The organism is Tardiphaga sp. 172_B4_N1_3 (assembly GCF_052076035.1).
Taxonomy (GTDB): Bacteria; Pseudomonadota; Alphaproteobacteria; order Rhizobiales; family Xanthobacteraceae; genus Tardiphaga; species Tardiphaga robiniae.
Window position 1 is genome coordinate 393,304 of record NZ_CP197238.1, and the last position, 15,187, is coordinate 408,490.

General features: G+C 63.1%; 4 protein-coding genes. 1 reads left to right on the top strand and 3 read right to left on the bottom strand.

The genetic code is table 11. The features are described 5' to 3' along the window. Positions 1-128: 128 nt before the first annotated feature. On the top strand, positions 129-11,540 hold the full coding sequence (locus tag AB7783_RS01755) for a filamentous haemagglutinin family protein (protein ID WP_441276644.1): 11,412 nt from the start codon (positions 129-131) through the stop codon (positions 11,538-11,540). Positions 11,541-11,774: 234 nt separating this feature from the next. Here AB7783_RS01755 and nadC read toward each other — a convergent pair whose 3' ends face one another. The 3 genes from nadC to nadA are packed head-to-tail and all read right to left on the bottom strand — an operon-like array spanning position 11,775 to position 15,165. Next, positions 11,775-12,641, bottom strand: coding sequence for a carboxylating nicotinate-nucleotide diphosphorylase (gene nadC, locus AB7783_RS01760; RefSeq protein ID WP_441276645.1), 867 nt, complete (start codon positions 12,639-12,641; stop codon positions 11,775-11,777). A 14-nt stretch (positions 12,642-12,655) separates the two neighbouring features. Further along, positions 12,656-14,185 carry an L-aspartate oxidase gene (locus AB7783_RS01765; RefSeq protein WP_441276646.1) on the bottom strand — a complete coding sequence of 510 codons (1,530 nt, stop codon included), beginning with the start codon at positions 14,183-14,185 and terminating at the stop codon, positions 12,656-12,658. Further along, on the bottom strand, positions 14,182-15,165 hold the full coding sequence (gene nadA, locus AB7783_RS01770) for a quinolinate synthase NadA (protein WP_441279622.1): 984 nt from the start codon (positions 15,163-15,165) through the stop codon (positions 14,182-14,184). Before nadA ends, AB7783_RS01765 begins: the two co-directional genes overlap by 4 nt. Between the last annotated feature and the right edge of the window lie 22 nt (positions 15,166-15,187).

The following is a 15,187-nucleotide window of genomic DNA, read 5'->3' on the forward strand; positions in this document are numbered from 1 at the left end:
CAGTTCGTCGTCTGTCGAAGCACGCCGTGCTGTTCGCTGGTGTAAGCGCGGTCGCGCTTTTTGTGGCGAGTGACAACGCGCTCTCCCGTCCGTTGGGTGGGGTGGCGCCAACTCCGTCGGCGGCAGCTATGGCGGCCGCACAGGGAGCCTCGCAGGCTGCGCAGCAGGCGAGCAATTCGCTCAGGCGGGCGACACTGTCTCTTCAGGCCATGCAGGCTGCGCAGCAGGCCGCCCGTGATCTCGCACGGACCGCGCCGAACACGGTGAAAAATGGTCTGCAGGCCGGTGGTCTGGTGGCGATGCCGGGCGCGACACCAGGTGCGACCGATGGCGGTGCGGGATTGTGGCAGGGCGCGAATTTGCCGACTGAGTCCGCAAATGGTGGCCGCACTCAGGTCACGGTCAAGCAGAACGAGCAGAAGGCGATCCTGAGCTGGAAGGAGTTCAATGTCGGCCGCGAGACGGATCTTTATTTCGACCAGCGTGCCGGCGGTGCCGATGCCAAGAACTGGATCGCGCTGAACCGTGTGGATTCCGGCGCCGCTCCGAGCCAGGTCCTCGGCTCCATCAAAGCCGAGGGACAGGTCTATGTGATCAACCGCAACGGCATCATCTTTGGTGGCGTGAGCCAGGTCAACGTCAATACGCTGGTTGCTTCGAGCTTGAGCCTTTCCAATGCTCAGTTCATGGCGGGCATCAACAAGGAGCTTTATGTTTTCAACGACGCGTCCGGCAATAGCATCGCGATGCCGCAATTCGGCTATCTCGGGCAGCAGACACCCGTAAACGGCAGATCCATCTACGACCCCGCCCAGATACCGGGAGCGGTGATCGGCGCTGCTTCGGGTGATGTGCGGGTGGAGGGCGGCGCGCAAATTACGACAGCGAGTGGTGGCAAGGCGATGCTGTTCGCGCCGCACGTCGTCAATTCGGGGCAGATTTTGGCGCCGGAGGGTCAAGTGATCATGGCCGCCGGTGAGCAGATCTATCTCAGGACCAGTACAGCATGGCCTGATCCTGTTACTAACAAGAGCACCTTTCGCGGCCTTGATGTTGCGGCGTCGTCGCCGATGCGCTGGATGTTTTCTTATGCCCAAGCGGCGCTTGAGAACGATGCCTTCAGTACCGACGTAAGGAATATTATTCTTCCCGAGATGGAGCTGCGCGCCGCCTCTATTGGCTATCGCGTGGTGAACAATGGCATCGCCCAGGCCGATCATGGCAACATCACCCTGACCGCCCGCGATGTCATGCAGAATGGCGCGTTGCTGGCGTTGACTGCCCTCAACAACCGCGACGGCTCGATCCGCTTGCAGGGTTTTAGTCAGGGCATGGGATGTTATTCGAGCTCGTTTTGCGATCCGTCCGCTGGAATTTTATGGTTTTGGAAGACTGGCACGGTGACATTGGCGCAGGGCAGCGTGACGGCGGCCATGCCGGATCTGTCCGACACCAGCGAGATCGAGCTGACATCGACGGGCACGCGCTACAGCCCGGGCCGCGTCGAATTGCGGGGCAATCTCATCAATATCGAGCGTGAAGCGAACGTCATTGTCCCTGCCGGCACCATCAGCGTGGTGGCGAGTACAGATGGATGGGCTACCGACGATCCCGTCACCGGCGAGAGAAAGCGCGATGGCAGCCGCATCTATATCGGCGAGGACGCCTATCTCAGCGTTGCCGGACTGCAAGACATTTTGATCGCGATGGAGCGCAATGTCGTTCAAGCCGAGTTGCGCATCAACGAGTTGCGCGATTCACCGCTCTTCAGAGATTCCTGGCTGCGCGGACAAACGGTCTACGTTGATCGGCGCGCAAGCGGGACGTTTTCCGACGGCCTGATGTCCGGCGTGCGGTGGGCGAAGGACAAGAACGGCAATGACATTCCTGGAGCCTGGCAAGGAACGCCGCTTGCCGACGTGTCGGCATGGCTTGGCGTGGGTAAGACGACCATCGCCGAACTATCGACGCAGGGCGGTTCTATCACCCTGAAGTCGGCCGGCTCACTGATCACGCGATCGGGCTCGCTCCTAGATGTCTCGGGCGGCTCGGTTCGCTATTCGGATGGCTGGATCAAAACGACCAAGCTGATCGGCGCTGACGGGCGCGTCTACGACATCGGACAAGCAAGACCAGACCAGGCTTATGTGGCGTTCGCCGGTGGCTTCACCCGCTCGCACGGCCGCGCGGGTGTCACGGAGATCTGGACGAGCCCGCTCGACAGGGGGGGCGCTCGCTACGAGCGCGGCTACATGGAGGGCCGCAACGCCGGCTCCATCCAACTTCATGCGGCCGAAGGCGTCGTGCTCGAAGGCGGCTATTGGGGTGGCGTCGTCGTTGGCGAGCGTCAGGCGGCCTCGGGCAAGCCGGCACAGGCCGGTAGCATGAAGTTCGGCGGCACGGGCGATGACGATCGGCAGTGGCTGCTGGCCAATCTGATCATATCGAACAGCCCGCTCCAATTGCCGGCAGACTTCAGCGCAACGTCGCCGCTCGCATCCTTCTGGTATAGCGGCACGAGCGGCATCAATTTGCCGCCTGACGACTCATTCCTGCGCCGCACGACCTATCTCGATTCCGATGTGCTGGCTGCCGCGGGCTTCGGCACGACTGAACTTTATGTCTCGAAGAGCTTCACGCTTGAGAAGGGCACGACGCTTGAGTTGGCGCCAAGCAGCTCGTTTATAGTTCAAGCCAACACCACGGACGCCTACACCCAGAACTTCAAGATCGACGGAGCGATCCGTGCTGCCGGCGGCACCGTCAAGCTCAATCAGGCGGAGAACGTCTATTTTGGCGCCGGCGCCTCCATCGACGTCAGCGGTCAATGGATCAATCAACGGGCGGACGCTGCAACGGTAGTGGCGCCGGTTATCGGCGGCGGCAGCATCGAGGTCATGAATGCGCGGTTCGAGCCGGGCGCCGTCCTCGATGTCTCCGGCGGCGGCTGGTACAGACTGCAGAAGGGCAAGCGCGAGTTGCGAGTGGGCGACGCAGGTACGATCACCTTTGCCGGCATCGACGCTGCGGAACTCTTGAAGGCCGACCTGCGTGGCTATGCGGCTGGCTCGGGCGGCAGTCTTTCCGTGACCACGAATTCGTCCCTCCAGATCGGGGGCGCGGCTTCGGCGCCCGTGGGCGCCGTCCGTCTGGCGGAGACGTTGTACTCCGACCTTGGTTTCCGTTCGGTTCAGGTCACGTCGCGCGGCGACATTACCGTTGCGGACGGGGCCACCATCAGGCAACTCCCGCGCAGCGTCGAGGTGACGGATACCGCCCGCTTCGATTCGGGCACATCGATTACCGATATGGGCTCGCTTGTCGTGCTCCCGTTGTCGCAGCGCGCGGACCTTTTGCCGACGTCGCTCTCGCTTACGGGCCGCAATGTGACGATCGGAGCCGGGGCCACGGTTGCGACCGATGTCGGCGGCAGCATCACCGTCGCGGTTCCGAGTAGTACAGCCGGCGGCGCGATCAAGATCGACGGCCGGCTTGAGGCGCTGGCCGGAAAGATCAACGTTTTGGCGGGGTCGGGGATGGTCACCGTCGCCAGCACGGCTGCGCTCGTGGCGAGCGGTATGCCGGTCATCGAAATGGATAGCCGGGGAGCGCGCGGTGGCGCTGTGCTCGGCGGCGGCTCTGTGACCTTGGATGCGAGTTCTGTCGTACTGGAATTGGGTTCGATGATCGACGTCTCGGGCGCCAGCGGGGAAATCGACGTACCGGTGAGGGAGGCGCTCGGATCGCGCAGGAGCGTGCCGGTCACACTCGCCAGCAATGGCGGCTCCATTTCTGTCAAGGGCCAGGGAGTGATTGATGGAACATGGCGCGGCCAGGCCGGCGGCAGCGGCGCGCGCGGCGGTGCCGTATCATTGTCCTCCACGGCGTCCTTGATCCTGTCTGACAGCGCGGCCACGCAAGCGGGGTTGGTCTTCCGTCCGTCCATTCTTCAATCGTCCGGTTTCGCCGATCTCACTCTCACTGCAGCCGGTAACGTTCGGCTCGACGGTGTCAACCTCACGATGGGGGGCTCGATCTCGATCAGCGGCGCGCTGGTCAATGGCAACGGCGCCGATGCGCGCCTGTCGGCATCTTACATTTCGCTGTACGGAACATCTGCCGCCGCGCCAGCGCAGAACGGCACACTGACGCTCGCCGCCACCGTGATCGACGTGAAGCAGGCGGCCATCCGCGGCTTCGCGCAGGCGGTGCTGGAAGCGACCGATATTCAGCTCGTCCCGTACAGTGCGGCGCAGCCGGCGTCGCTCGACATGGCTGGCGTTTTGGTCTTGAGGGCTGCTCAAATCTATCCAGCCTCGCAAACGAGTGCGACGATCAAGGCGAGCGAGAAGATCATCGTGCAGCAGAACGGTGCCGCTGGTGTGGCGCTGTCGGCGGGCGGCTCTTTGACCCTGCAGGCGCCAGTGATTGAGCAGGGCGGCACGCTACGTGCCCCCTTTGGTCAGATCGTTCTGAAGGCCACCGACAAGTTGACCCTTGGCGCGGGAAGCGTCACTTCTGTTACCGGCGATGGTCTGTTGCTGCCTTATGGCAATCTCAGCAACAATGAGAACTGGACCTTGCCCACCGGTAGCGGCTCGCCGACGATTATCACGACCCCGCCGGAGAAGCGCATCACGCTCGAGGCCCCGAGTGTCGATCTTGCGGCCGGATCGGTTGTCGATATCCGAGGCGGCGGCGATCTCCATGCTTGGGAGCATGTACCGGGCCCCGGTGGTTCGCATGATGTGCTGGCGCGCCCGGGGATGTACGCGATCATGCCGGCAATGGGCCCGGTGACAGCGATCGGTGAGCGCATCTGGCTCGACGGTGGCAATGGTATCCCCGCGGGGTGGTACACGCTCTTGCCGGCACGCTACGCGCTGCTGCCGGACGCATACGCTGTTCAGATGGTGAGCGGTTCACAGGGCACGTCGCTTCGGGGATCCGTGGACCTGGCCGACGGCTCCGCGATCGTGAAAGGCTATCGCGGCAATGCGCTCGACAGCAGTCACGATCAGTTGCCGTCGTCCTGGCGCGTGATGTCGGGCGACGTCGTCCGCAAATATAGCGAATACAACGAAGCTTTCGCCGATACGTTCTTTGCTTCCGACGCATTCAAGCTGACGCAGTATCGCCTGACCGGAAAGGAAATCGTCACGCCAAGACTGCCCATGGATGGTGGCGCGGTGGTGTTCAAGGCGACGCGGGACCTGATCCTGAACGGGCAATTGCGCTCGCAGGCGGCAGGCCGCGGCGGGTTGGTGGATATCGCAGCTGCGAAGATCGCAGTCGTCGGGGCGGAGCAGGATGCAGGTGATCTGCGATCCAGCGGATATCTTGTGCTCGACGCCACCAGTCTGTCGAACTTTGGCGCCGGCAGTCTCTTGCTTGGCGGCATGCGCAGCGGCGATACGCGCGGTTTGCGGGTGGACGTGACCGCCGACGACATCGTCGTGCGCAACAGCAGCGGCTCGGCGTTGACGGGACCGGAGATCATCCTGGCCGCGAGCGAGACGATCGACATCGGCGCTGGCAGTGTCATCGCCGCGAACGGCGAAGCCCCGCGCGGAGCGGGCGACCTCGTGGTGGCGCCGCAAGTGGCGGGCGACGCTTCCGCGGCGCCATCGCGGGATTGGGGGGCACTGATCCGGCTGTCCAACGGTGACGCGGTGCGTGCAATCCGCGAGAACGTGGACCTCGCTGCCGGCGGAGTGGTGACAATCGGCGCGGGTGCGACGCTTGCGGGCGGCAACGCCCTGCTGATTGACGCTACGCGCAACACCTATATGAGGCCTGGCGCGCAGCTTTCGGGCGCAACCTTGTCGGTGGCGTCCGGCCGCATCGGCTTTGGCGGCGGCAGCGGCCTGGTGCTCGATCCGGCGGCGTTGGCCATGCTGCGCAACACTGAGAATCTCGTCCTGCGCAGCTATACAAGCATCGACTTCCACAATGCAGTGGACTTGTCCGGCCAGCGTGCGGTGACATTCGATGCGGCAGTTCTCGCCGGCTATGGCATGGGCACTATCGATGTTGTCGCCGGCCGGCTGGTGCTGGAGAATTCGACGAGCACCTTCAGCGAGCCGATCGGCGCCGGTCATGGCCGCTTGAATCTCGTCGCGGAGGAATTGGCTTTTGGTCAGGGTGCCAAGGCGCTGCGCGGATTCGATACGGCGGTGCTGACCGGTACGACACGCATGGTTGGCGAAGGCAAAGGCTCGCTCGATGCCGGCAATGCGGAAGTGACACTGTTCGCGCCGCTTCTGACCGGCCGCGGTGGCGCCGCGCAATCACTGACCACGACTGGTGGGCTCACCGTTGCGGCGCATGGGACGACAATACCGGCGCGTGACCAGGGCAGCCTCGGCGCACGCTGGAGCTTGACGGGCAGTTCTATTCTCTTCGGCGGACGCGCCAACGCTTTGGGCGGCGCTGTCGAGCTGACCGCCACGCATGGCGATGTGACCCTCACGGCGGGCGCGCTGATCGATGTTGGCGGCTTTGGCAAGCAATTCTTCGACGTCGCGGAATATACAGATGCAGGGCGCATTGCGCTAACGGCTGTTGGCGGATCGGTGCAGGTGGCTACTGGTGCTGTGCTCGACTTCGCTGCGCAGCCGGGCGGCGGCGGTGCAGGTTCGCTCGCCATCACATCGGATGGCAGTCAGGTGGTGCTCGACGGCACGATCAAGGCGCAGGCGGCGGCCGGGCAACGTGGCGGCTCATTCTCGCTCGACATCGTGCAACTGCCGAACTTCGCGGCGCTGAACGAGCGCCTGAACGAGGCAGGCTTCTCCAGATCACGTGGCTTCCGCATCCGCACCGGGGACGTCACGTTGGACGGCACGACGGTGACGGAGTCGTTCACGCTGGCAGCAGACCATGGCCGCGTGACCGTCGCCGGCTCGATCGATGCGCGTGCCCGCTACGGCGGCTCGATCGCCATCTATGGCGGCAACGGTCTCACCATGACCAGCGCCGCCGTGCTGCGGGCAGGCGCGACCGATAGCGTGGATTACCTCGGCTCCGGCCGCGTGACCCTCGGCATCTCGGGCGGCACGCTTGCGGTTCAGGGAGGCCTGATCGATGTGGCGGGCGGCGAGGGCGGCAAGGTCACCCTGCGGGCGCCGGTGATCGTGCAGCCGGGTGCCGACACTGTGAACGTCGCCTTTGCCGGCAGCATTGCCGGCGCGCGCGAGATCGTTCTCGAAGGCTTCAGGCAGTTCGATCTCGCGAGCTTTGCAAGCAATCCCAACTTCGTCGGTGTGAAGATCAACGGCAGCGGCCAGGCGGAGCTCGATCTTGCCGCCACGGCCGCCGGCAAGCTCAACGTGCTGGCGGATTACGGCGCCGGCACGCTGGTCGAGTTCGTGCGCGATTTTGACATCTCCGCCGCTTACGCCAGTCTCGGCGGCCTAGCCAGCCAGTCGAACTTCCACGCCCGCCCCGGGATGGAGCTCAATTACGCCGGCGATATCGTACTCAAGTCCAACTGGAACCTTGGCGCGGGCACCGTCGATCAGGCTGCCGCGATGGCGGCCGGCGTCATGGCCATCGACCCGCTATTGGGTAAGGCTTACGTGGTTGCGGGCCAGGAAGGCAGGCTCCTGCGCGACTACACGACGATGGTCTACCGCACCGGCGGCAGCATCCGCGGCGAGTCCGGCGTGCTGACATTGCGTGCCGAAGGCAATATCGATCTCAAAGGCAGCATCAGCGACGGCTTCTTCCAGTTCGGCAATACGCTGGACAGCAGATACATCGAACTCAATAAAACGACGGGCTCGGCGCTGACGCTCGTTCTCAACGGCGGGCGAAACAACACGAGCAACAACCTTACGGCCTACAGCAACGCGCTGACGGCCCTTCCTGCCGTCTATGCGGGCATCAACTTCTCGACGCAGGGCATTCTGAAGACGCAGACCCCGGTGACGGGGAGTACCGCGGTCCCCTTCGATCCAGCAGCGAATACGCCCGCCGCCGCATCACCCAATGGGCTCGGCATTGCGGTGCTGTTGCCCTCAATCACCAGGACGGACGGGACCACCGTGGCCGCGACGTCCTGGAGCGAAACTCTTGTCGCCGGCGCAGCACCGGTGGGCCAGAGCGCCGACCCGACGCGTCGCGCCGCCGGCGCCGCCGGCAGCATCATCCTGAGTGCCCAATCGCCCATCTCCTATGTCAGCGGCGGGACGACCGTGTCCGACATAACTCTCGTGGACGTGGATCCGGGCTACAGCGCTCTCTTGAAGCCGAACGCAGCGGGCGCAGTGAGCCCGACGTCCTGGCTCTCGACCCTCGAGGCTGCGGCAGGCACACGCCTGAATGCCGATTCAAGCGCAGTCATCAATCTGGGGACGACCGGCGAAGCGGGCTACACATATCTGATGAACTTGTGGACGGCTTACGCAGCAGCGAAGGGAGTAACCGACTATAAGCTCATCACGGCCAGCAGCCGGGTCAATGTCGTAACGAAGTACTCAACCTTCGCCGATTTCTATACGACACAGATTCTCCCCAACCTGCGCGCCATCGCGCTCCTTTATTCGTCGGTTCAGCCCAGCACGACCACGATCGCGATGACGCCCATCACGGCCGTGCGCACCGGAACGGGTGACATCACGGTTGCCGCAAACGGCGACATTAGGCTGAACGGCGTGGCGTCGATCTATACCGCCGGCCGGCGGGATCTCGCACGGCTCGACGATTTCACGACCGCACCCGACAGCGCGACATTCGGCGTCGGAGGCGGGCATCTTCAGGTCGTGGCTGGCGGCAGTATCGAGGTGACGCTTCCGGCCGACCACACCCAGATGCAGCACTACGCCGAGTGGCTGAAGAAGCAGGGCGCCACCGATGCATCCTACGTATTTGGGCCCTACAGGCATTCTGCATTGGGTAACCAGCCGGCCAGGCAAAGTGCCTGGTGGATCGACTACGGCAATTTCGAGCGCGGTGTCGGGGCGCTTGGCGGCGGAAATGTCGCGGTCAGCGCCGGCGGCGATCTGGTCAATCTGACGGTCGCGCTTCCGACCAACGGCCGCGTGCGCGGCGGGCGCTCTGTCGACGAGCGTAAGCTGCTAGAGCTGCGCAATGGTGGATCGATGTCAATCGAGGCAGGCGGGGCGATCCGCGCCGGCTATTACTATGTCGGGCGCGGCGCCGGTACGATCGAAGCGGCTGAATTCGATTTTGGCCGGTCGGTCAACGTCCGCATTGGGCAGAACCAGCTGACGACCTATGCGATCGCACCTATCCTGTCTCTCGGCGACGCAACGCTTGATGTGCACACGGCCGGGGATCTCACATTGCAAACCCTGCTCGATCCGTTGCTGGTCGGCAAGGGCGAGGCCAGCGAATTGGCCTATATGAGCGGCCAGACTGATCGCACCGCGCTGAGCCTCACCTCGACCGGCGGCGATGTCATGATTGTCGGTCAGGTCGACTATCTGTCGAAGGATGTGGACTGGGTGGCCTCCCCGACCGCCGCACGTTACTATTCCAAGGTGAACAGTCTCGCCGGAAACCTCTATCCGTCCAGGGTTCGCATCACGGCGCTGAATGGCTCTGTCGCCAACGCCGGTGTGATCTACACTCTACCAGGTAGTCGCCCGGAGCTGCGAATCCTGGCTGGAAACGACGTCTATCCAGGGGCAATCCTCATGTCCCGGGCGACGCCGGCCATGATCCCGTCTCCGTTTGAGCCGGTAGGGGGCGACGGTTCACTGATCCAGTTACCGAACTGGTATGATTTCCACACCGTTCTCTACAACGACATCATCGCTCCCCCAAGCAATCTGTCCGGTCACCAGTTGCATCTCTACGGCCTGCGTAATCCCGAACACCTGCCGAATGAGAACGACTACGAACCTAGTCGCATCTATGCGCTGTCCGGGTCGATCATGGGCTCACCGCGACCTGTGCAAGGGGGCGGGACGCCGCCGGCCATCGTAACGAACGAGGCAACGTGGTTCCGGGCAGGCATGGATATCCGCAACATCGACTATGCGCTGCGCAATATTCGAGCGACGGACGTCTCCTTGCTCGAAGCGGGCAACGATATCATCGGCGGCACCAATCCGTACACCTCATCCATGCTCGGCGGGCGCTATGGCGGGCAGGCCGAGATCCTGGGGCCGGGCGCGCTCGTGCTCTCGGCGGGACGCGATGTCTATGGCACTGATCTTGCGCTCTACAGCCGTGGAAATCAGGGCTACGACACCAACAACCGCGTCATTCCCGGTACCAAGGTCGCGGGTCTTCCCGACGAGGGTGCGGCGATTACGGTGATGGCCGGATTGAACGGCAAGCAGCCGTCCTATGCAGCGTTCATGGCGGCCTACCTCGATCCGGCCAATGTCGCCGCGATGCCGGACTATCTCAAGACGACGCTGCCCGATGGCACGGTGGTGCCGCTGTATCTCACCGACGCCTCCGAGACCCGCAAGAGCGGTACGGTGAAGACCGTACGCAATGGCCTCGCCTCCTTTGTTGAGGAGATTACTGGTGAAAAGCTGACACCGCTCGGCGCCTGGACGCGGTTCCGGACGCTGCCGCAATTCACGCAAGAACGCTTCCTGCGTCAGGTCTATATGCAGGAGTTGCGGGAGGCGGGGTCAGACCAGAAATCGCCCGGCGAAGATGGTCAGCCGCGCAACCAAGGTTATAACCGCGGCTATGCGGCGATCGATACATTGTTTCCTGGCCAAGACTGGAAGGGTGACGTGACGATCGGCAATGGGCTGTTCCGTACCATGGCCGGTGGCGACATCGAGGTGCTGACGCCGGGTGGCGGTTTGCAGGTTGCGGCGCTGGGGACGGACGCAGGCGCCGGCTACGGCCTGGTCACTCTCGGCTATGGCGACATCAACATCTTCACCCGCAACAATGTCGTTGTAAACCGCTCGCGCATCCTGACCTTCGCCGGCGGCGATGAGACGATCTGGTCGACGCTGGGTGACATCGATGCCGGGCGCGGCGCCAAGACGACACGCGTGCCGTCGGCGCCGGAGATCCAGACCGACGTCAATGCGGTGACGACAGTGCTTGAGAAGGCCGATATTTCAGGCAGCGGCATCGGCACGATCGTCGGCTTCACGGGCGTCGAGGAAGGTGACGTCAACCTGATCGCGCCGCAGGGCACGGTCAATGCCGGCGACGCCGGCGTGCGGGTTAGCGGTAACCTCAATATTGCGGCCCTCTTTGTGCTGAACGCAAACAACTTCCAGGTCTCTGGTGAGATCAAAGGTTTGCCTCCGAAAGAAAGTTCGATCACTCCCTTGAAGCTCGAGGGCGGCGACGCAAGCAAAGCAGCTACCGACGCGGCGAAGGATGTAACGCAGCCCGGTAAAGCCCAGCAGACTTCCGTCATCATCGTCGAGGTGCTTGGCTACGGGGGAGACGGCGGTTCAACTCGCCAGGAAGAGGACGGAGGCCGCGCGCTGCGGGATCGACGAAGCTATAATCCGAACAGCGCGGTGCAGTATGTGGGAGCCGGCCCGCTGAACGGCGAACAGCGACGACAACTGATCGAGGAATGACGCCCCACTTCGCGAGCAACGGACCTGGACGAGTGTCCCCAATCGGGCCGCTCGTCCAATAGGCCGTTGATAGATCGGTAACCCCTCTGAAGGCTTTTCAGATCGCCACCATCAGCGAATATCGGTATAGGTGGTTTGTGCTCGCCCACAGACTGGTACAAAGTCGTAATCGGGATAGTTGCTGAGGCTTTCTATTGATACTGAGTTTGACCGCAACAAAATCAATAACCTCACTCACATCTTCAAATCGTCCCGTTTGAAATCGAGCCCGATGTCGAGAACGCCGACGCTATGGGTGAGCCAGCCGATTGAGATCAGATCGACTCCGGTAGCAGCGATGTGTGGCGCTGTCGTGGGCGTAATGCGGCCGGAGGCTTCGGTGAGCGCCCGGCCTGCGACCATCGCGACAGCTTCCGTGAGCGTCGCTGGAGCCATATTGTCGAGAAGCACGGCGTCTACACCGTGATCGAGCGCCTCGCGCAACTGATCGAGCGTATCGACTTCGAGTTCGATCTTGACCAGGTGGCCGACACCGGCTTTTGTCCGCTTCAACGCCTCGGTTACGCTGCCGGCAACGGCGACGTGATTGTCCTTGATGAGCACGGCATCGTCGAGGCCGAACCGGTGATTGCTGCCACCGCCAACGCGGATCGCATATTTTTCGATGGCGCGCAGCCCTGGCGTTGTCTTGCGCGTGCAAACAATTTTCGTCCGGTAGTCTCGGACCGCTGCAACCACAGACGCCGTTGCCGTCGCGATTCCGCTCAGGCGGCACAGGAAATTCAAAGCAACCCGTTCGGCGGTCAAAATACCTCGCGCGGGGCCGGTGATCGTGGCGATCACGTCGCCGGGCGACAGGGCTGCACCGTCGTTGCGCTCGACATGCACCTCGATCGCGGGATCGATCAGTTGAAAGGCGAGTCGAGCGAGGTCGAGCCCGGCCACCACGCCGGGCTGGCGCGCAACAAGAAGTGTCGTGGCGCGTCGGTCGGCTGGCACGATTGCATCGGTCGTGAGATCGCCGGCTCGTCCGAGATCTTCAAGCAACGCCATGCGAACCAATGGCTCGATCATGACATGGGGGAGCGGTGAGGGCGTCATGGCGATCCTTTGGGTTAGGCGACGAGTTCCGGGATGTCGTCTCGCGCGGCTTGAAGCGCGTCATCAAGGCGCAGCGTCGAACGCTGTGCCAGACTCGTGTGCTTCGGGAAGTCGGTGCGTGCATGCGCGCCGCGGCTTTCCTGGCGGCGCAAGGCAGCGATCACGATCATCAGGCCGACAATTGCGGGATCGCTTGCAGCTTGCTGCGAGATCGCGAGAGGATAGAGCGCGCGGGCGGCGGCACGCAGGCCTTCGCCATCGCGCAACACGCCTGCGGCACGCGACAGAATAGGGCGCACCGAACTTGGGTCGCTGTCCGTTACTCCACCGGGCAACATTGGCTGACGCCGCCGGATGGAGGTCGTTGCGGCAATATTCTGGGCAACCCAGCCGCCAAACACGGCCGCCTCGAGGAGTGAATTACTGGCGAGCCGGTTTGCGCCATGCAGGCCCGTGCAGGCAGCTTCGCCGCAGGCCCACAGACCGTCGACGGAGCTCCGCCCGGTCCGGTCAACCAGTATGCCGCCCATGTGGTAGTGCGCAGCGGGACGGACGGGGATCGGCTGCGTAACCGGATCGATTCCTGCGTCGCGACACAGCGCCGTGATGGCCGGGAAACGCTGCACAAAGTCGAGTCCCTTCACGCCCCTTGCGTCGAGAAAAACCCGATGCCCCGCCGCCATGTGCCGCCAGACGGCACGTGCAACGATATCGCGGGACGCAAGCTCGGCGCCGAGGGCACCGGCCATGAAGCGATCGCCATTCCCATCGACCAGGATCGCGCCTTCTCCGCGTACGGCCTCACTGATGAGCTTCAGTGGAGAGGACTTGCTGTCGAGCGCTGTCGGATGGAATTGGATAAATTCAAGATCGGCCATGACGGCGCCGGCGCGTGCTGCGAGCGCGAGGCCCTGGCCAAAGGATCCAGCCGGATTTGTCCCATGCAGAAACAGACCTCCGATGCCACCGGTCGCGATGACGACACGGTCGGTGGCAAAGAGCACGGGTCCCCGGCCGGTATGGCCGAGAAGACCCACCACTGCATTGTCTTCGACGACCAGGCGCTGTGTCGTGGCTCCCTCGATCACCGTGATTGCAGGCGTCTTGCGGACCTTGCGGACCAGGGCTCGCATAACGTCCCGGCCTGTTGCGTCACCCCCGGCATGGACGATCCGGCGGCGCGAATGCGCGGCCTCGAGGCCGAGGATGATCTTGCCGCTGGCATCCCGATCGAAAAGGACGCCGAGCCGCGCCAACTGTTCGATCGCGGCGGGCGCTGCGGCGACGATTGAGGCCGCGATGGTTTCGTCGCACAAACCGTCACCCGCGGCGAGTGTGTCTGCCAGATGCAGCGAAGTACTATCATCTGCCCCGATACTGGCAGCGATACCGCCTTGCGCAAGCGCACTCGACGATTCCATGCCCAGCGGCGCGCCGGTCAGGAGCAGCACCGGTTGCGGCGCGAGCGCCAGGGCTGTCATGAGGCCAGCGATGCCACCGCCGATGATGACGGGAGCGCCGTTTGTATCGTGTAATGCTGTCATGTGACGGCCAGCATTCGTTCGACCGCGAGGCGTGCGCGCGCTGCGACACTGTCGTCGATCGTGACCTCGTGCTGCATCGTCTCCAACGCGTGACGGATGTTGCCGAGCGTGATCGTCTTCATGTGTGGACAAAGATTGCACGGACGAATGAATTCGAGGTCCGGGTACTGGACGGCGACATTGTCACTCATCGAGCATTCCGTCAGAAGCACGACCCGCGGGGGTCGTTTGCTTGCGACGTAGGACGACATGGCGGCCGTCGAGCCAGCGAAATCAGCCTCCGCCAGGACGTCTGGCGGGCATTCCGGGTGCGCCAGTACGACGACACCGGGGTGGTTCTCGCGCAATTGACGCACCTCTTCGGCGCTGAAGCGCTCGTGCACCTCGCAATGACCGGTCCAGGTAATAACTTTGACTGCTGTCTCGGCAGCGATGTTCCTGGCCAGATATTCGTCCGGCAGCATGATCACGCGTTCAACGCCAAGCGACTCGATCACCGCCTTGGCATTGCCTGAGGTGCAGCAGATATCCGACTCTGCCTTCACCGCTGCCGAGGTGTTCACATAAGTCACGATCGGCACGCCAGGATACTTCTGCCGCAGCAGCCTCACGTCCTCGGGCGTGATGGAGTCGGCAAGCGAGCAGCCGGCACCGCGATCGGGAATCAGCACGGTCTTCGACGGATTGAGTAATTTGGCCGTCTCGGCCATGAAGTGAACACCGGCGAGAATGATGACGTCGGCCTCCACGTGCATCGCTTCGCGCGCCAGCGCGAGGCTGTCGCCGACAATGTCCGCGACGCAGTGGAAGATGTCCGGTGTCTGATAATTGTGGGCAAGGATGACCGCGTTGCGGCTCTTCTTCAACGCGATGATCGCGTCGATATCTTCTGACAGCATCGACCATTCGATCGCGGGGATCGCGTGGCGCACTTTCGCATAGATATGTTCCGAAGGACGCAGTTCAGGTATCGACAGCATGATATATACTCTCGTTGAGCAT